This is a genomic window from Bacteroides luti (assembly GCF_900128905.1).
Taxonomy (GTDB): Bacteria; Bacteroidota; Bacteroidia; order Bacteroidales; family Bacteroidaceae; genus Bacteroides; species Bacteroides luti.
Genome location: NZ_FQTV01000017.1, coordinates 1 through 17,967, shown reverse-complemented (window position 1 = coordinate 17,967; position 17,967 = coordinate 1). Strand labels below are relative to the sequence as shown.

Sequence of the window (17,967 nt, the reverse complement as noted above, 5' to 3'; positions counted from 1 at the left end):
TTTTTTATATCATTTTGATAATGTTCCTAATGATTTCTGTAGATATATCTCGGTTAGTTTAACATCAATCTGCGCATCTATTTTTTCTGATTGAGCAGACAACCATGCTGTGTGTGCTTCGAGCACATTACTTGGAGGAATAACACCTTCTTCAAAACCTAAAGTTGCATAGCGTAAATTCTCATTGGCTTTTTCCATGTTCTTTTCGGCCATGGCTAGTTTCTTTGATGCTTCATTTACTTTATATGCCGACTGATTTACTTGTAACTGGATTTTTTCTTTTGCATCTGCTAATTGAAATTGAGCGACACGAGCTTCAGCTTTGGCTGCATTTACTTTATAAGAACCTTCTTTCCAATGCCAAATAGGGATTTTTACCATAACACCTACATTCCATTGTCCACCAAATTTATTTTCAAATCCATTGTATATTGAAGGGTTGCTTACGAGGTAATTTCCTATCAATGCTACCGAAGGAAGGAACTCTGAGCGAGTTATGTTTATTTTCTGATTATAAATATTGGTAGCTAATTCCAGACTTTTAAGTTCTGGACGATTTTTGTAAGCCATTTCAATATCGGCAACTCCAACAGATGGGTTGACTGGTAGATTATTAATTGTTTCGTCAGCTAATTTAATTGGTGTTGATAAGTCAAGACCACAGATCTGACAGAGCAACATTCTGGAAAGACTTAAACCGTCTTCTACTTTTGTAAGTGTCATTTCGGCTTCGTTAACCTTTACTTTTATAGAAAGTCCGTCAGCCTTTGTTGCAACTCCTTCTGCAATCATTTTGTCTATATCGCTTTCCAGCTTTTTTAGAAGTTCCAGATAACCTTCCGCCAACTTCTTTTTATTCACAAGAGATACCACTTGCCAGTATGCCTGATCTGTGTTTAAAATAACCTCCTGCATCCCTGACTTGTGCTGTGTTTTAGCTAGCTCTTCTGCAAATTTTGTTATTTTATTGTAAGCTCTGATTTTACCACCCATATAAATAGGTTGAGTAAGTGTTATTGCTCCGGCATAAACATTCTTGGTGTCGAACTCAAATTGCTCTTTCGGAATAGTGGTGTATTGTTTCCAAACAAGCTTCTCTGGATTTTTGGTAGGATCGAAAGGAGTGCCACTGGCATCAGTAGGCACCCATTGTCCTGAAGGAAGTTTAATTTCTTGTACTTGTCCCGCACCAGGGGTATATCCAAAGGTTCCACTTGATGTTAATGACCCGATTGGCAGGAACTTATCTTCGCCAAGAAGCGCAATGTTTTTTTGATTGCGCATATAAGAACCTGTTGCTGAAATGTTGGGAAGAAAGTTTGTGAATGCAGCTTTTCTCTCATAGTATGCTGCTTTAATTTTTTCATTACCAATTTGCAAGTCTTTGTTGTTGGCAAGAGCTAATGCGCGACAACTATCTAAACTTAGAACTTCTTGCGAACTTAATGAGCAAGTAATACTTAACAGTATAACTAAACTGAGTAACTTTTTCATTGCATCTTAAACATTATGAACGTAATAGTATTCAACTAAAAAACATTTTGTTTTTGTTTATAGTTGCAATTATTTGCAATGCGCAATATTATGTGCATAACAAATAATTGCATAAACAACGATGCAAAAATAGATTGTTTCTGCGAATTGGCAAAAAGATTGAAGCGTTTTTTATAGAAGCTTAATGCTTCTTACTACTCAATAGTAAATCTCTTTGAACCAATGAGATTGCCGTCGGCAAAGATATCAACGCCGTAAGAACCTGCATATAAGAATTCTTCAACATCCCAAAATACTGTAACAGATTGTTCTTCACCTGTATATTCTACATACTTCTTGATTGAATAAGTCAGATTTCTGTTTTCATAAGAGAACGTTCCGCCATTTTTAGTTAATACGTCGTTATCTGGCTTAGTTATTCTTATATAGATTGTTTTATTTCCCGCTTCTGCAGTTATATTTTTTACGATAGTAAATCCTATCTGGAATTTAACTATATCTTTAACTTTCTTAGCTTGTTTACCCTTTTTATCTTTTGCTAAAAGAGTTATACCTGTAGCATCTAACTGAGCAGCTAAAGTTACTTTGTTATGTAAGTTCTTCTTTTCTTCAGATAAATTGCTTATTTGTTCTGTAGCACTCAGATATTTTTGTTTAACTTCCTGGTTTTCGGCAGTAAGTGATTTGTTTAGGCGGTTAAGTGAATCAATTTGGTTTACATATCCTACCATAACTTTACGAAGTAAATTCAATTCATTTTTCAACCTTCTTATCTCGGATGCATTTGTTGCTTTTACAGAGCGAAGTTGCTCAAGCAGACGTTGTACTTTTACTTGTTCTTCACTTAAAAGAGTAGACAAAGAATCGTTAGATGTGATAAATTTTAATTCATCATATTGCTTTGCGAATCCGGTATATTCATTTTCCAAATCCTTTTTGTCTAACTCAAAATTCTGAACTAATTCTTTTTTTTCTTTTTCTGAGCGGAGGAATAAGTAAGTGATTCCTGCAATAGCAATTACTAAAATGGTAGTGATTATTGCCACTATCCATGTTGTTTTCTTATTCATATTACTAAAAGCCTATGTTGTAAATATTATGATGTTTTGTAATAAGCTTGCAAAAGTAATGCTTTTAATGTTGAATAGCAAAAACATTAATTGTTTTTATATTCAAAGGTTCCTTTCTAACTAATTAACTAAAATTATTATGGAAATTTTTCCTTAATAGGAATTAAGGTTGTAAATTTGCCGAATATTTAAAGAGAGATATTATTAACTTGTTATAAAAATAAATATTATGTCAAAAGTAACCGTAGTAGGCGCTGGTAATGTAGGCGCTACATGTGCAAACGTACTTGCATTTAATGAAGTGGCAGATGAAGTAGTAATGCTTGACGTTAAGGAAGGTGTTTCTGAAGGTAAAGCAATGGATATGATGCAAACTGCTCAATTGTTGGGTTTCGACACAACAGTTGTTGGTTGTACAAATGATTATGCTAAAACAGCAAATTCAGATGTTGTTGTAATTACTTCAGGTATTCCTCGTAAACCAGGTATGACTCGTGAAGAACTTATCGGTGTTAATGCTGGTATCGTAAAGTCTGTTGCTGGTAACATTTTGAAATATTCTCCAGATGCAATCATTGTAGTTATTTCTAACCCAATGGATACAATGACTTATCTTTCACTTAAATCACTTGGCTTACCAAAGAATAAAATTATTGGTATGGGTGGTGCTTTGGATAGCTCACGCTTCAAATATTTCTTGTCTCAAGCTCTAGGATGCAACGCTAACGAAGTTGAAGGTATGGTAATTGGTGGTCACGGTGACACAACAATGATTCCTTTGGCTCGCTTTGCTACATACAAAGGTCTTCCTGTAAGTAACTTCTTAAGCAAAGAACAAATTGATGAAGTTGTTAAATCTACAATGGTAGGTGGAGCTACTTTGACAGGTCTTCTTGGAACTTCTGCTTGGTATGCACCAGGTGCTGCTGGAGCTTATGTAGTTGAATCTATTATCAAGAACCAAAAGAAGATGATTCCTTCATGTGTCGCTTTGGAAGGTGAATATGGTCAATCTGATATCTGTATTGGTGTTCCTGCAATCATCGGCCGTAACGGTGTTGAAAAGATTGTTGAAATTGAATTGAATGCAGAAGAAAAAGAACTTTTCGAAAAGAGCGCAGCTGCAGTTCGTAAAACAAACGACGTGTTAGCAGAAATGAACGCAATCTAATATTGCTTTCCTATAATAATGGAAGAAGGCGTCCCTAAAGGATGCCTTCTTTTGTTTATTGTAAAGTGCTATTTTGAACGGTTATCAATGCCCCACATCATTTTGGTACGTAATGTGTCGAAAAATATATGGTTATATCGTTTTACGACCCTAATGTTGTAATCAGCTTTTCGAATAGTAAGACGACTTCCTTCACTACATGATTCGCTTCGTCCGTCAATTGCTATAAGAAAATTATGACTGCGGCTTTCAACATCGAGAGTTATTTCCCAATCATCGCGAATTACTATAGGACGAACATTTAAGCTATGCGGTGCAACAGGAGCTATTGCAATGGTGTTAGAATGAGGCACTATTATTGGTCCACCAATGCTTAGTGAATAAGCTGTTGATCCGGTAGGAGTAGAGATAACCAAACCATCGGCTTGATAAGTAGTAAGATATGCTCCATTGATAGTTGTATGGATAGAAATCATAGATGAACTGTCTCTCTTAAGAATTGCAATCTCATTCAAAGCGAAAGGATAACCTTCAAGTTCTTCCAGGTCACTTTTTAATTCTAAAATACTACGTTCTTCCACCTTGAATTGCCCATTGTGTATCTCATTAAAAGTATCGTTTATTTCTTCGGGAGAAACATCAGCAAGGAAACCTAATCTTCCGGTATTTATTCCCAATATGGGGATGTTTTTTCTGCCCACGCGACTTGCAGCCTTAAGGAATGTTCCATCGCCTCCGATACTGATTACCATATCAGCTTCAAAATCATTATCACCAATAAGTCCACTAACCTTCGGAGTGAAATTAAGATCTTTAGTTAGGAATTCATAAAATTCCCAATCTACATATATCTCAGCACCATGTTGCTTTAGAATTGCAAATAAGTTCTCCGCATGTAGTGATTTTTTTGCTTGAAAACAGTTTCCGAAAATCGCGAATTTCATCTTATTTTTATTTTAAGTGATTGCTTTTATGAATCTTTTCGATACAAAATATTTAGTATTCGGTAAATACTGTTACTTTTGCAGTCGATACGTTATATGCAAATTTGGGGAATCTTTTTTGTATTATGGCAATATTGGTTGCTAATTTTTTCTTATTTCTTGAAAAAACAAGCGGATTCCTAACAATATAAAAATAGTTATGACTAAATTGAGTGTAAATATCAACAAAGTGGCAACACTTCGTAATGCAAGAGGAGGAAATACTCCCAATGTAACTAAAGTAGCGTTAGACTGTGAAATGTTTGGTGCAGAAGGCATTACTGTCCATCCTCGTCCTGATGAAAGACATATTCGTCGTTCTGATGTGTATGAGATACGTCCGTTGTTGAAAACAGAATTCAATATTGAAGGTTATCCTTCTCCTGAATTTATAGAATTAGTATTGCAGGTAAAACCTAATCAGGTAACTTTGGTACCTGACGACCCTTCGCAGATAACTTCAAATTCCGGATGGGACACTAAAAACAATCTTGCTTTTCTGACTGAAGTTCTCGACAGATTTACTCGTGCCGGAATACGTACGTCTGTATTTGTTGCTGCTGATGTTGAAATGGTGGAGTATGCAGCTAAGGCTGGTGCCGACAGAGTTGAATTGTACACAGAACCTTATGCAACGCTTTATCCTAAAGATCCGGAGGCTGCAATTGCTCCTTTTGTTGAAGCTGCAAAAACTGCTCGCCGTTTAGGATTAGGATTAAATGCCGGTCATGATCTTAGTTTAGTTAATCTGAACTACCTTTATAAAAATATTCCATGGATTGATGAAGTGTCAATTGGGCATGCACTTATAAGCGATGCTCTTTATATGGGACTTGAAAAAGCAATTCATGAATATAAAAATTGTTTGCGATAATGTGATAATAACGCTTTATCTTTAAAAGCGTGCTAAAATGAAGTAATAATGGCAAAGGATAATTTAACATCACAAGAATGGTGTGACTTGATATTCCAGGGAAAAAATAAGGAATATGGAGCCTATAGAATGCGACTTGATTCCCCTACAAGGCACAATCGCTCATTCTTTATTATTCTTGTTGTTGTCTTGATTGGATTTAGTTTGCTTAAGATTAGTGAAGTTACCACTCCAAAAGAAGAAGAAAAATTAGTAGAGGTTTCAGCTATCTCTGTGTTGGAAGAGCCAATGCCGGTTGAAAAACCTAAACCAAAATATGGTGAGGCTGCCAGAAAAGGTGGAGGTGAACCTAAACAGCGCATTGTTTCAAAGGAAAAACCGGGAGCTGCTCCTGTTATTAAAGGAGAAGCTATTCCTGTTGGTAATTCTACGAAAGTAAATAATGCTGTAAAGTCTGATCAGATAAAGATTGTGCAACAGTTACCGGCTGAAGATGAAAATGAAAAAGCAGAAAAAGCTTCGGCTGCAGCAGCAAATAAACTTGCTTCAAGTGCATTTGGAAGAGCAAAATCCTTAGGTGGTGTAGGTGCTGGTACAACTGGCACAGGCTTGGGTGATGGTTCCAGAGGAAATTCTGAAACGGGGCGCGGAACAGGAACGGGAACAGGATATGGTACCGGAAATGGTTCAGGGAACGGATCTTTTGATTTGGATGGACGTTCTTTAGGCTCTGGAGGTTTGCCTCGTCCTAGCTATAACGTAAGAGAAGAAGGTAAAGTTGTAGTTACTATTGTTGTAAATCCAGCTGGTCAGGTAATTAGAACGAGCATTAATAAGATGACTAATACCACTAATCAGGCATTAAGAAAAGCAGCCGAGGAAGCTGCGAAGAAAGCTCATTTTAACTCTGTTAGTGGATTAAATAATCAAACAGGAACAATTACTTATTATTTCAAACTTAAATAATTTGTACTATGGGAACAGTTTATATCTTTTTAGCCGAAGGTTTTGAAGAGATCGAAGCCCTCTCTGTGGTTGATATATTACGTCGTGCAGGAATAAGTGCAAAGACAGTCTCGGTTGCCGGTAATAATATCGTTGCAGGTGCACACGGAATATCAGTTGTTGCTGACCTGGCTTTTGAAAAAGCTAATTTTGCAGATGCTGCGATGTTGGTTCTTCCGGGTGGAATGCCTGGAGCGTCCGGACTTGATGCTCATAAGGGTTTACGTGATTTGATTCTAAGTTTTGCAAAGGCAAACAAGCCATTGGCTGCTATTTGTGCGGCTCCATTGGTTTATGGAAATTTAGGTTTACTCAAAGGAAAGCATGCAACTTGCTATCCGGGATTTGAAAAGTTTCTTGAAGGAGCAATTTTAACCCGCGATAAAGCCGTTGTCAGAGATGGATTGTTTATAACTGCCGAAGGTCCTGCTGCAGCTCCTGCTTTCGCTTTAGAAATCGTTGATTATTTCTTAGGAAAAGAAAAAGCAAACGAAATAGCAAAAGGAATGCTTGTCAGAAACTAATAAGTTTCTACCCCAAATAAAAATATAAGCGTCTACCATCTCCCATTTTTCTTCGAAACTTTTGTTAAGAAGCCTTGGGAAATAGTAGATGCTTTTTCTTTCACGTTAAAAGAGAGGTTTAGTTGCGCTCTTTAATAATATAACCAAACTCGTAGAAATGATTGGCCTTTAGTCTAAATTTATTGGCCAATAAATTTAAGTCATTGATGAATGGTTTTTATTTATTGGTGAAGGAATTTAATCAAAATATTTATTAAGGCTTGCCAAATGTGATAATTGTTCTTTTTTAGATTTAATCTTTTAGATTTAAAGGCAAAGATATTATATTTGTAGGAACGTTTACAGCAAAGGATAATGATGAAAAAGCAATTAATTATAGTAGCAGGCGGAAAAGGCTTGCGTATGGGAGGTGAAGTTCCAAAACAATTTCTTCCAGTCAATGGCAAACCTGTGTTAATGTTGACTATTGAAACTTTTCATCGTTTTGATCCGGAAATGAAAATTATTCTTGTTTTGCCAAAGGAACAACAGGCTTACTGGAATGATTTATGCGTGAAATACCAATTTAGAATTCTTTTTTTGTTAGCAGATGGAGGTGAAACTCGTTTTCATTCCGTGAAAAACGGATTAGCTTTGGCGGATGATGATGGATTAATCGGTGTGCACGATGGAGTTCGCCCATTTGTTTCTCAAGAAGTTATTGCTCGTTGTTTTGATGCTGCCAGCATTAATAAAGCTGCTATACCTGTAATTGATGTGGTAGAAACTATACGAAAGATAAACGATGAGCAGAGTGAAACAGTAGACCGGAACAACTATAAACTTGTTCAAACTCCGCAAGTGTTTACTACATCATTATTAAAAATGGCCTATGGACAAGAATTTACTCCTTTATTTACTGATGATGCCTCTGTGGTGGAAGCAATGGGGGTAAAAGTTGCGCTAGTAGAAGGAAACAGAGAGAATATAAAGATTACTACCCCTTTTGATATGATTATTGCTAAAGCATTAGCGAATGTTTGATATTACTACACGAGATATAAAATACTTGCCCGGAGTAGGACCTCAAAAAGCGGCAATCCTTAACAAAGAGCTAGAGATATATTCTTTGCATGATCTGCTTTATTATTTCCCATATAAATATGTGGATAGAAGCAGAGTGTACTATGTGCACGAGATAGATGGCAATATGCCTTATATTCAGCTTAAAGGACAAATACTTAGTTTTGAGACTTTTGGCGAGGGAAGACAAAGACGATTGGTAGCACACTTTTCGGATGGTACTGGAGTTGTCGATTTGGTGTGGTTTCAGGGAATTAAATATATTGCAGGCAAATACAAAGCTCACGAAGAATATATAGTTTTTGGTAAGCCTACAGTTTATGGAGGACGAATTAATATTGCGCATCCCGATATTGATAATGCTTCGGAGCTTACACTTTCTTCAATGGGTTTGCAGCCGTATTATAATACAACGGAGAAGATGAAGCGTAGCTTTCTCAACTCTACTGCCATGCAAAAGCTGGTTGAAGCTGCATTCCTGCAACTTCAGTCACCCTTACCAGAGACTCTTACTGCTGCTATTATTTCTAAGCATCATTTAATGTCTCTTACTGATGCGCTGAAGAATATACATTTCCCTAAGAATCCGGAGCTGTTGCGTAAAGCACAAATGCGTCTTAAATTTGAAGAGTTGTTTTATATACAATTAAATATTCTACGATACAGTAAGGATCGGCAACAAAAATATCGTGGTTACATATTCGAGCATATAGGAAAGGCCTTCAATGAATTTTATACAAAAAACCTTCCTTTTGAATTAACCGGAGCTCAGAAACGTGTTGTTAAGGAGATACGTAATGATGTTGGGTGTGGTAAACAAATGAACCGACTTTTGCAAGGAGATGTGGGTAGTGGTAAAACGCTGGTTGCATTAATGAGCATGCTTATTGCTATTGATAATGGATATCAGGCATGCCTGATGGCTCCCACTGAAATCCTTGCAAACCAGCATACTGAAACAATAAAGGAACTGCTTTTTGGATTAAATATCCATGTGGAGTTATTAACAGGTTCCGTTAAAGGTAAGAAGCGAGAGAAATTATTATCCGATCTGATTACTGGTAATATTAATATTCTGATAGGTACACATGCAGTTATAGAAGATAATGTTGCTTTTTCAAAATTAGGATTGGTGGTAATTGACGAACAACATCGTTTCGGAGTGGCTCAGCGTGCTAAGTTATGGCAAAAAAGTATTTATCCTCCTCATGTGCTGGTTATGACTGCAACTCCAATACCCCGTACGCTGGCTATGACTCTTTATGGTGATTTAGATGTTTCTGTTATTGACGAACTTCCTCCAGGAAGAAAACCAATTGCAACAATGCATCAGTTCGACAACAGAAGGGAAAGCTTATATCTTTCAATTGGTAAGCAAATTGCAGAAGGACGTCAGGTTTATATAGTTTATCCTTTAATAAAAGAAAGTGAGAAAATAGATCTAAAGAACCTGGAAGAAGGTTTTCTCCATATTTGTGAAGCCTTTCCTCAGTATAAGGTTAGCAAATTGCACGGCAAAATGAAAGCTGTAGAGAAAGATGCCGAGATGCAAAGGTTTGTCAGCGGCGAAACTCAGATTATGGTCGCTACTACTGTTATTGAAGTTGGAGTGAATGTACCTAATGCTTCTGTGATGGTGATTGAAAATGCTGAGAGGTTTGGACTTTCTCAATTACACCAGTTACGAGGAAGAGTAGGGCGTGGTGCCGATCAGTCTTATTGTATTTTGGTTACTAATTACAAGCTATCCGAAGATACCCGCAAACGACTTGAAATTATGGTTCGTACAAATGATGGTTTCGAAATAGCAGAGGCCGATTTAAAATTGCGTGGCCCTGGCGATTTAGAAGGTACTCAACAGAGCGGAATAGCTTTTGATCTGAAAATTGCCGATCTTGCCCGAGATGGACAACTTCTTCAATATGTTCGCAATATAGCACAGGAAATTGTGGATAATGACCCTCTAGGCGTTAGTCTAGATAATGAATTACTGTGGAAACAACTCAAATCTTTACGTAAAACTAACATAAATTGGGCGTCTATAAGTTGAAAATGTTTTTAATATACAGTTAAAATGCAGAATATTATTTTACTGTATGTTGTATAACATGTATGCTATTGATACGACTTATAGGCGGGGCTTTGCGGGATTCATTTTTAAAAAAGCAAACATTTTAATCCTAAAAAATAGTTAATTGGGTTTTGACTTTTCTCGGAAAAATGCTATCTTTGAGAATATTAAAAATAAAACAGGACGTAAAACTGATAAAAAATCATTATTCTGCATGGAACAAACTTTGGTAATACTAAAGCCTTGTACTCTTCAAAGAGGATTAGTTGGTGAGATAACCAAACGTTTTGAACGGAAAGGTTTGAGACTTGCAGGAATGAAAATGATTCAATTAACAGATGATATTCTAAGTGAGCATTATTCACATCTTAGCACAAAATCATTCTTTCAACGCGTGAAAGACTCAATGATGACCGCTCCTGTTATTGTATGTTGCTATGAAGGTGTGGATGCTATTCAAGTTGTTCGTACGTTGGCTGGACCAACAAATGGACGTTTGGCTGCTCCCGGAACAATTAGAGGTGATTTTAGTATGAGTTTTCAAGAAAACATTATTCATGCTTCCGATTCACCCGAAACTGCGAAAGCAGAGTTAAACAGATTTTTTAAACCCGATGAACTCTTCGTGTATAAAGTAGCTACATTTGATTATTTGTATGCTAACGATGAGTTTTAATCGAAAAATAGTACGAATGAATTTTATTTGCGTTAAAACAATGTTAGTAGCTGCCGCGGCAATGGTAAGTCTGAGTTCTTTTTCTCAGGATCTTATTGCGCGTCAGGCTCCTATTGACAGAAAATTAAAGAGTGTTGATTCCTTAGCTTTACAAAAACAAATAAGAGCTGAACAAGCTGCTTTTCCTGCTTACAGCTTGTATCCAAGCTGGAATAATGAGTATGTGCATGCTTATGGAAGAAATTCTGAAACAGTTGTACCCGAATCGTTCACAATTGATCTAAGAGGCTTCTATATGCCTACTCCAAGCAGATCAATTACATCTCCATTCGGCCCTCGTTGGAGAAGAATGCATAATGGACTCGATTTGAAAGTTGAAATAGGTGATACAATTCGTGCTGCGTTTGACGGGAAAGTGCGTATTGTAAAATTTGAAGCTCGTGGATATGGAAAATATATTGTGATACGTCATGCAAACGGACTTGAAACAATTTATGGCCACTTGTCTAAACAATTAGTAGATCCTGATCAAATAGTTAAAGCTGGAGAAGTTATCGGTTTAGGAGGTAATACAGGACATTCAACAGGTTCTCACCTCCATTTTGAAACTCGTTTCTTGGGTATTGCTATAAATCCGGCATTAATGTTCGATTTTCCAAATCAGGATATAGTAGCTGATACATATACATTTAACAGAAATGGCAGATATGAACGTAAGGGAGCTACTGCTGTTGCAGCTTCTAATGTTGCTGATGATAATGTTATTAAGTATCACAAGGTTCATAGAGGTGATACACTTGCTAAAATTGCAAAAGAAAGAGGAGTTACTATTGCTGAGTTACGTAAGATGAATGGACTTACAAAGAAATCTAGACTAAAACCAGGTCAGATTATACGTTGTTCATAGATTTTTCAATGATATTTAAAAGAAGAGGATGCTTTAATGTAATTTAGAGCATCCTCTTCTTATTTTTTCTTAATAATTTCTTAACTTTGCACTTTATTTATAATGAAATGAAAGATACTAAGCAACAATTTGAACATGTTATAGCTCTCTGTCGTGATTTGTTTTTTAAGAAGCTTCATGATTATGGACCAGCATGGCGCATTTTACGTCCGGCTTCTGTAACAGATCAGATTTTTATAAAAGCAAATCGTATACGCTCAATCGAGACTAAAGGAGTTTCATTGGTAGATGAAGGAGTTCGGTCTGAATTTATAGCTATTGTAAATTATGGAATAGTAGGATTAATTCAGCTTGAATTAGGATATGCAGAATCTGCAGATATCACTGTTGATGAAGCGATGGTTTTGTATGATAAATATGCTAATTCTGCTTTAGAATTGATGCTTGCTAAAAATCATGATTATGATGAGGCTTGGAGATCTATGAGAGTAACCTCGTATACAGATCTTATTCTAATGAAGATTTACAGGACTAAACAAATAGAAAGCCTGTCCGGACAAACTTTAGTTTCGGAAGGAATAGATGCCAACTATATGGATATGATTAATTATTCAGTATTTGGTTTGATAAAAATTGAATTTGGAGACAAAGAATCAGCAAAATAGAATTTTGGATGTATGGGTGAATCTTTGTAGATTTCTCCTTGGCATTGTATTTGTTTTCTCGGGTTTCGTGAAAGCTATAGATCCGCTTGGTTCTACCTATAAGATCCAGGATTATGCAGAGGCCTTTGGATTAACTTCATTCATACCAGGTTTTCTTCCTCTTTTTCTCGCTATTTTTCTTGCTGTTTTTGAATTATCAGTGGGAGGATATCTTCTTTTTGGGATTCGGAAAAATACAAGTACTGCATTGGCTCTGTTGATGCTAATCTTTATGACTCCTCTCACATTTTATTTAGCTCTTAAAAATCCAGTTTCTGATTGTGGCTGTTTTGGTGATGCCTTAGTGTTAACTAACTGGCAAACTTTTTATAAAAACATAATATTGCTTATAGCTGCAATTTCCTGCTTTATCTGGAAACCTCGGATTGTAAGACTTGTTAGCGAAAAAACGCAGTGGCTGATTGCTTTATATATTATATTTTTTGGTTTAGTTCTATCTATTTACTGTTATCGGAATCTGCCAATCTTAGATTTTCGCCCTTATAGAATTGGGACTAATCTACTTCAGAGTATGTCGATACCTGAAGGAGCGAAGAAAAGTGTTTATGAGAATTTCTTCACCCTTGAAAAAAATGGTGTAAAGAAGGAATTTACATTGGAAAATTATCCTGATAGTACCTGGAAATTTGTTGATTCAAGAACTGTTTTAAAAGAAAAAGGCTACGAACCTCCAATTCACGATTTTTCAATTACTGAGATGGAAACAGGGGAGGATATAACAAATAAGATACTAACAGATAAAGGATATACCTTCTTGTTGATAGCACATCGAATTGAAGAAGCTGATGATAATGATATTGATTTAATCAATGAAATTTATGATTATTGTGTTGAGAATGGCTATTCTTTCTATTGTCTTACCTCTTCTCTAGATACTCAAATAGAACAGTGGAAAGGTAAAACTGGTGCAGAATATCCTTTCTGTTTTAGTGATGATGTTACTTTAAAAACAATAATTCGTTCTAATCCGGGATTAGTCTTGATTAAGAATGGGGTTATTCTAAATAAATGGCATCATTCAAATTTGCCAGATGAATATGCTCTCTCCGGAAAACTAGATAAGCTTGAAATTGGTCATCAGAAATTGGTTGATGATAAACATACTATAATCTTGGTTATATTATGGTTTATAATCCCTCTGTTATTTGTATTGGGATTAGACTTGTTGGTGATTAAACGTCTGGATAAAAAACGACAAAGGAATTTAATTAACCCTTTAAAAAATAGAAAAATGAGAAAAAACATTGTTGCAGGAAACTGGAAAATGAACAAGACCCTTGCTGAAGGTTTAGCATTGGCAAAAGAGTTAAATGAAGTGTTGGCAAACGAAAAGCCAAATTGTGATGTAGTTATCGGTACTCCTTTCATTCACCTTGCATCTGTAGCTGCTGCTATCGATACAAATAAGATTGGTGTTGCTGCTCAGAACTGCGCAGATAAAGAATCAGGTGCTTATACAGGTGAAGTTTCTGCTGCTATGGTTGCATCAACAGGAGCAAAATATGTAATCCTTGGCCACTCAGAGCGTCGTGCTTACTATCACGAAACTGCAGAAATTCTTAAAGATAAAGTTGTTTTGGCTTTAGCCAATGGCTTGACTCCAATTTTCTGTATTGGTGAAGTTTTGGAAGAACGTGAAGCTGGAAAACAAAATGAAGTTGTATACTCTCAGTTGGCAGGTTCTTTATTTGATCTTTCTGCTGAAGATTTCTCTAAAATCGTTTTAGCTTACGAACCAGTTTGGGCTATTGGTACAGGTAAAACTGCTACTGCAGAACAAGCTCAGGAAATCCATGCATACATCCGTTCTACAATTGTTCAAAAATACGGAAAAGAAGTAGCAGACAACACTTCTATTTTGTATGGTGGTAGCTGTAAAGCTTCTAATGCAAAAGAATTGTTTGCTAATCCTGATGTTGATGGTGGTCTTATCGGTGGTGCTTCTTTGAAAGCTGATGACTTCAAAGGTATTATTGATGCTTTTAATGCATAAAAAGTTATAAGCAGAAGGAGGAACTCTCCTCCTTTTGCTTTTTTTATTTTTAGCCATGAAACTTTATCCTGTTTTACTGTTGTTTTTGTTTTGTCTTGTAACAGGCGTTAAAGGACAAAATAATATAATTAAGAGTCTGGAACGTCAGGAGCCTGGTTGTGGAACTGTAACAATTCACCAGGATCAACGTTTGGAATCTTTGATTGGATCGCAACATACCAAAGAAACAAAAGTTCTGAAAGAATCAGGATATAGAATTCTTGTTTTTTCTGGCGGTGATTCAAGAGAAGCAAGGAATGCTGCATACGAAATAGAGGGAAAGGTGAAAAGCTATTTTCCGCAATTACCGGTTTATACTATTTTTATTTCGCCAAGATGGTTGTGTCAGGCTGGTGATTATAAAACAATAGAAGAAGCGTATGCAATGATGAAAAAAATGAAGCAAACAGGAGCTTTTAGCGAAGCTTCTATTGTAAGAACGCAAATTATTATACCACTATAGATGATGACTAAGGAAGAAGCTTTGAATTTCCAAATTGAAGAATTAAAGAAAAACTATCATAATATATTAGAAATATTAGGTGAGGACGTAAACAGAGAAGGCTTGTTGAAAACTCCCGAACGAGTAGCCAAGGCTATGATTACTTTAACCAGGGGATATGGAGAAGATCCTCACGAAGTGCTTCGTTCTGCTAAGTTTAAAGAGGACTACAACCAAATGGTGATAGTTAAAGACATTGATTTCTTTTCTCTTTGTGAACATCACATTATTCCTTTTTATGGAAAAGTTCATGTAGCTTATATTCCTAATGGTTATATTACCGGTCTAAGTAAGATTGCCCGTGTAGTTGATATTTTCTCCCATCGTTTGCAGGTTCAGGAAAGAATGACTTTGCAGATTAAGGAATGCATTCAGCAAACTCTTAACCCGTTAGGCGTAATGGTGGTTGTTGAAGCAAAGCATATGTGTATGCAGATGAGAGGGGTTGAAAAGCAAAATGCAATTACTACTACTTCTGATTTCTCCGGGGCTTTTAAGAATGCTACAACTCGTAGTGAATTTATGGACCTTATTGCCCATAAATAAAGCTTTATTTTCTTAAAATAACTCTGTCACCAAGTCTTTTGGCCATCATGTCGCGTATGTTCTGAATATCTTTATAGCGCTTCATTATGGCCGTATATTTTTCTTCAGATTTGCTATTCTCAGGATCCTGAAGTGCATACATAATGTGCTTTAGTTCCTCCTCTACAATGGCATTCTTAAAACTGGTCATAAGAGAAGGTACTAATTCGTGTAATCGTTCATCATCAGTTACTATATGCTGCCCTTTGGTGTGATATTTACTTAGTTGATCGCGGTCACTCGAAAGTTCTGCTGCCAGTTTACTGATTAACGGATCTGGATGTGCAATAAAATACCTTGCACAGATAAAATTATTATCTTTTAAATGTGCCCCTGCTTCAGATAGAATCTTTCGATGAATTGGATTGTGGAACTTTAAATCGTCCTGTTTTAAGTCATTGGTAATATATTCAATAACTGTGGTCGGAGTTTCTTCTCCCTCTTCAGTTGCCATATTGCACATTACTTTCTCGCCATATCTTACAAGTGCGCTCATGATAAGACGTTCGTACTGATAAAATTCGCTTCCTTCTTTTCCTTCAGCCGGAATAAATGACTGATAAATCTCTTCAGGAATCATTTCTTCTACAGGAGGTGGGAACTGAGCTTCGTTGTATGCTGGTTTGTTATTCTTTTCCAGCTGCTTCTCAATTAATTTCCCCATCTCAATCTGGAGCAGTTTCTCCTCAACTCTTAGCAATTGACTACACTCTCTGATATACACCGATCTTACTATTGCCTCCGGTATTACAGATATACTTCTTACAACATCCGAAATAAGCTCTGCTCGCTTCATCGGATCTTTTCCTGCTTCGTCAATTAACAGATTGGCTTTAAATCTGATAAAGTCTACTTCATGTTCATTAATATACGCCTGGAAATCTGTTGCGTTATGCTTTCTGGCAAAAGAATCCGGATCATCTCCGTCTGGTAACAATACCACCTTGATGTTCATTCCTTCTTCCAAAAGCATGTCAATACCTCTTATTGAGGCTTTAATTCCGGCCATATCTCCGTCGTAAAGCACGGTGATATTATTTGTAAAACGATGAATTAATCTGATTTGCCCTGATGTTAGGGATGTACCGGACGATGCTACTACGTTTTCAATACCGGACTGATGCATGGAGATAACGTCAGTATATCCTTCTACAAGAAAGCATCTGTCTTGTTTAACGATTGCTTGCTTGGCGAAATATATACCGTATAGCTCGCTACTTTTGTGATATATTTCAGATTCGGGCGAATTAACGTATTTGGCAACTTTTTTGTCTGTAGTAAGAATTCGACCTCCGAAGGCTACAACTTTTCCGGATAAAGTATGAACCGGAAAAATAACTCTTCCTCTGAAACGGTCACTTAAGGAATGGTCATCGCGTTCATAGCATAGTCCGGTTTTCAGTAGAAATTCTTTTTGATATCCTTTTCTTTGTGCCTCCTGTACCAAGGCGTCACGTACATCTGTACTAAACCCAAGTTGGAATTTTTTTATAATATCGTCGCGAAACCCTCTCTGTCTGAAATAGGCCATTCCTATGGCCTTTCCATCTATATGATTCACAAGAATATCTTGAAAATAATCTCTGGCAAAGCCATTTACAATAAACATACTTTCTCTGGCATTCTGAGCTTGCTTCTCTTCGTTGCTGAGCTCTCTTTCCTTTATCTCAATGTTGTACTTTTTTGCCAGAAATTTCAGAGCTTCATAATAAGATAATTGTTCATGCTCCATGATAAAATGAACAGCGTTTCCACCTTTTCCGCAACTGAAACATTTGCATAATCCTTTAGAGGGAGATACACTGAAAGATGGCGTTTTTTCATTATGAAAAGGACAGAGCCCTACATAATTCACACCTCTTTTGCGTAAGGTTACAAATTCAGATACTACATCTACAATTTGTGCCGCATCAATAATTCTATCTACAGTAGCTTGATCAATCATTTTATTTTCTTTCGAATCTCTGCAAAATTACGAAAACTATCTTTCAAAACAACATTAAAAGAATTCTATATCATGGAATTTATTTTATCTAGATTGATAAAGAACCACCTATACTGGAAAAGATTACTTTTCTCCCGAAAAATAATAAAAAACTTCATCATCATCTGCCACCTGCTACAAAATAGAGTTTATAGCTTTGATTTATAGATGTTTATTTTAGTGGGAGATAAAAATGTGATACATTTCATCTTCTATGTTGTAATCCAAATAACAAGAGTATTATTAATATTAATTATACTTTTTATTAGCTTTGTAATCAGGTAGTTGAAGAGGAAACAAGC

The 17,967-nt window shown here is 36.2% G+C and carries 16 protein-coding genes; 12 read left to right on the top strand and 4 right to left on the bottom strand.

The window, feature by feature from the left end:
- Nucleotides 1-9 precede the first annotated feature (9 nt).
- Complete coding sequence (locus BUC21_RS13735; RefSeq protein ID WP_073403396.1) at nucleotides 10-1,494, bottom strand: TolC family protein; 1,485 nt, start codon at nucleotides 1,492-1,494, stop codon at nucleotides 10-12.
- 194 nt (nucleotides 1,495-1,688) lie between these two features.
- Entirely contained in the window at nucleotides 1,689-2,564 is an 876-nt protein-coding gene (locus BUC21_RS13730) for a hypothetical protein (protein WP_073403394.1), read from the bottom strand.
- A gap of 229 nt (nucleotides 2,565-2,793) precedes the next feature.
- On the opposite strand from BUC21_RS13730, the gene mdh reads away from it, so the two are divergent.
- On the top strand, nucleotides 2,794-3,735 hold the full coding sequence (gene mdh, locus BUC21_RS13725; protein ID WP_073403392.1) for a malate dehydrogenase: 942 nt from the start codon (nucleotides 2,794-2,796) through the stop codon (nucleotides 3,733-3,735).
- A gap of 68 nt (nucleotides 3,736-3,803) precedes the next feature.
- Here mdh and BUC21_RS13720 read toward each other — a convergent pair whose 3' ends face one another.
- Nucleotides 3,804-4,679, bottom strand: coding sequence for an NAD kinase (locus BUC21_RS13720; protein ID WP_073403390.1), 876 nt, complete (start codon nucleotides 4,677-4,679; stop codon nucleotides 3,804-3,806).
- Between the two features lie 199 nt (nucleotides 4,680-4,878).
- On the opposite strand from BUC21_RS13720, the gene BUC21_RS13715 reads away from it, so the two are divergent.
- From BUC21_RS13715 to folE, 11 genes are all read left to right on the top strand, one after another.
- A complete protein-coding gene (locus tag BUC21_RS13715; RefSeq protein ID WP_073403388.1) occupies nucleotides 4,879-5,592 on the top strand; it encodes a pyridoxine 5'-phosphate synthase in 714 nt (237 codons plus the stop codon).
- A 48-nt stretch (nucleotides 5,593-5,640) separates the two neighbouring features.
- Entirely contained in the window at nucleotides 5,641-6,558 is a 918-nt protein-coding gene (locus BUC21_RS13710; RefSeq protein WP_073403386.1) for a TonB family protein, read from the top strand.
- 8 nt (nucleotides 6,559-6,566) lie between these two features.
- Nucleotides 6,567-7,121, top strand: a complete 555-nt coding sequence (locus tag BUC21_RS13705) for a DJ-1 family glyoxalase III (RefSeq protein ID WP_073403384.1) — start codon at nucleotides 6,567-6,569, stop codon at nucleotides 7,119-7,121.
- A gap of 357 nt (nucleotides 7,122-7,478) precedes the next feature.
- Nucleotides 7,479-8,144, top strand: coding sequence for a 2-C-methyl-D-erythritol 4-phosphate cytidylyltransferase (locus BUC21_RS13700; protein ID WP_073403534.1), 666 nt, complete (start codon nucleotides 7,479-7,481; stop codon nucleotides 8,142-8,144).
- Complete coding sequence (gene recG, locus BUC21_RS13695) at nucleotides 8,137-10,233, top strand: ATP-dependent DNA helicase RecG (RefSeq protein ID WP_073403382.1); 2,097 nt, start codon at nucleotides 8,137-8,139, stop codon at nucleotides 10,231-10,233. The genes BUC21_RS13700 and recG overlap by 8 nt, the downstream gene beginning before the upstream one ends.
- A gap of 235 nt (nucleotides 10,234-10,468) precedes the next feature.
- Nucleotides 10,469-10,930: a nucleoside-diphosphate kinase gene (ndk, locus tag BUC21_RS13690; protein ID WP_073403532.1), complete on the top strand. Its 462-nt coding sequence runs from the start codon at nucleotides 10,469-10,471 to the stop codon at nucleotides 10,928-10,930.
- A 16-nt stretch (nucleotides 10,931-10,946) separates the two neighbouring features.
- Complete coding sequence (locus BUC21_RS13685) at nucleotides 10,947-11,837, top strand: peptidoglycan DD-metalloendopeptidase family protein (RefSeq protein WP_073403530.1); 891 nt, start codon at nucleotides 10,947-10,949, stop codon at nucleotides 11,835-11,837.
- Nucleotides 11,838-11,944: 107 nt separating this feature from the next.
- Nucleotides 11,945-12,502, top strand: coding sequence for a DUF1599 domain-containing protein (locus tag BUC21_RS13680; protein WP_073403380.1), 558 nt, complete (start codon nucleotides 11,945-11,947; stop codon nucleotides 12,500-12,502).
- Nucleotides 12,477-14,555 (top strand): BT_3928 family protein, encoded by a 2,079-nt coding sequence (locus BUC21_RS13675; RefSeq protein ID WP_073403528.1) that lies wholly within the window; start codon nucleotides 12,477-12,479, stop codon nucleotides 14,553-14,555. Before BUC21_RS13680 ends, BUC21_RS13675 begins: the two co-directional genes overlap by 26 nt.
- A gap of 55 nt (nucleotides 14,556-14,610) precedes the next feature.
- Nucleotides 14,611-15,057 carry an SPOR domain-containing protein gene (locus BUC21_RS13670; RefSeq protein ID WP_073403378.1) on the top strand — a complete coding sequence of 149 codons (447 nt, stop codon included), beginning with the start codon at nucleotides 14,611-14,613 and terminating at the stop codon, nucleotides 15,055-15,057.
- On the top strand, nucleotides 15,058-15,642 hold the full coding sequence (gene folE, locus BUC21_RS13665; protein WP_073403376.1) for a GTP cyclohydrolase I FolE: 585 nt from the start codon (nucleotides 15,058-15,060) through the stop codon (nucleotides 15,640-15,642).
- Between the two features lie 4 nt (nucleotides 15,643-15,646).
- Here the strand turns inward: folE and dnaG are convergent, their stop codons facing one another.
- Complete coding sequence (gene dnaG / locus BUC21_RS13660; protein WP_073403374.1) at nucleotides 15,647-17,626, bottom strand: DNA primase; 1,980 nt, start codon at nucleotides 17,624-17,626, stop codon at nucleotides 15,647-15,649.
- Between the last annotated feature and the right edge of the window lie 341 nt (nucleotides 17,627-17,967).

Bases quoted from the DNA above. Each gene is read 5' to 3' on its own strand.
- BUC21_RS13715 (WP_073403388.1), top strand. From the start codon at position 4,879: ATGACTAAATTGAGTGTAAATATCAACAAAGTGGCAACACTTCGTAAT.
- BUC21_RS13705 (WP_073403384.1), top strand. From the start codon at position 6,567: ATGGGAACAGTTTATATCTTTTTAGCCGAAGGTTTTGAAGAGATCGAA.
- folE (WP_073403376.1), top strand. From the start codon at position 15,058: ATGATGACTAAGGAAGAAGCTTTGAATTTCCAAATTGAAGAATTAAAG.
- mdh (WP_073403392.1), top strand. From the start codon at position 2,794: ATGTCAAAAGTAACCGTAGTAGGCGCTGGTAATGTAGGCGCTACATGT.
- BUC21_RS13700 (WP_073403534.1), top strand. From the start codon at position 7,479: ATGAAAAAGCAATTAATTATAGTAGCAGGCGGAAAAGGCTTGCGTATG.
- BUC21_RS13670 (WP_073403378.1), top strand. From the start codon at position 14,611: ATGAAACTTTATCCTGTTTTACTGTTGTTTTTGTTTTGTCTTGTAACA.
- BUC21_RS13720 (WP_073403390.1), bottom strand. From the start codon at position 4,679: ATGAAATTCGCGATTTTCGGAAACTGTTTTCAAGCAAAAAAATCACTA.
- BUC21_RS13680 (WP_073403380.1), top strand. From the start codon at position 11,945: ATGAAAGATACTAAGCAACAATTTGAACATGTTATAGCTCTCTGTCGT.
- BUC21_RS13730 (WP_073403394.1), bottom strand. From the start codon at position 2,564: ATGAATAAGAAAACAACATGGATAGTGGCAATAATCACTACCATTTTA.
- recG (WP_073403382.1), top strand. From the start codon at position 8,137: ATGTTTGATATTACTACACGAGATATAAAATACTTGCCCGGAGTAGGA.
- BUC21_RS13735 (WP_073403396.1), bottom strand. From the start codon at position 1,494: ATGAAAAAGTTACTCAGTTTAGTTATACTGTTAAGTATTACTTGCTCA.
- dnaG (WP_073403374.1), bottom strand. From the start codon at position 17,626: ATGATTGATCAAGCTACTGTAGATAGAATTATTGATGCGGCACAAATT.
- ndk (WP_073403532.1), top strand. From the start codon at position 10,469: ATGGAACAAACTTTGGTAATACTAAAGCCTTGTACTCTTCAAAGAGGA.
- BUC21_RS13710 (WP_073403386.1), top strand. From the start codon at position 5,641: ATGGCAAAGGATAATTTAACATCACAAGAATGGTGTGACTTGATATTC.
- BUC21_RS13685 (WP_073403530.1), top strand. From the start codon at position 10,947: ATGAATTTTATTTGCGTTAAAACAATGTTAGTAGCTGCCGCGGCAATG.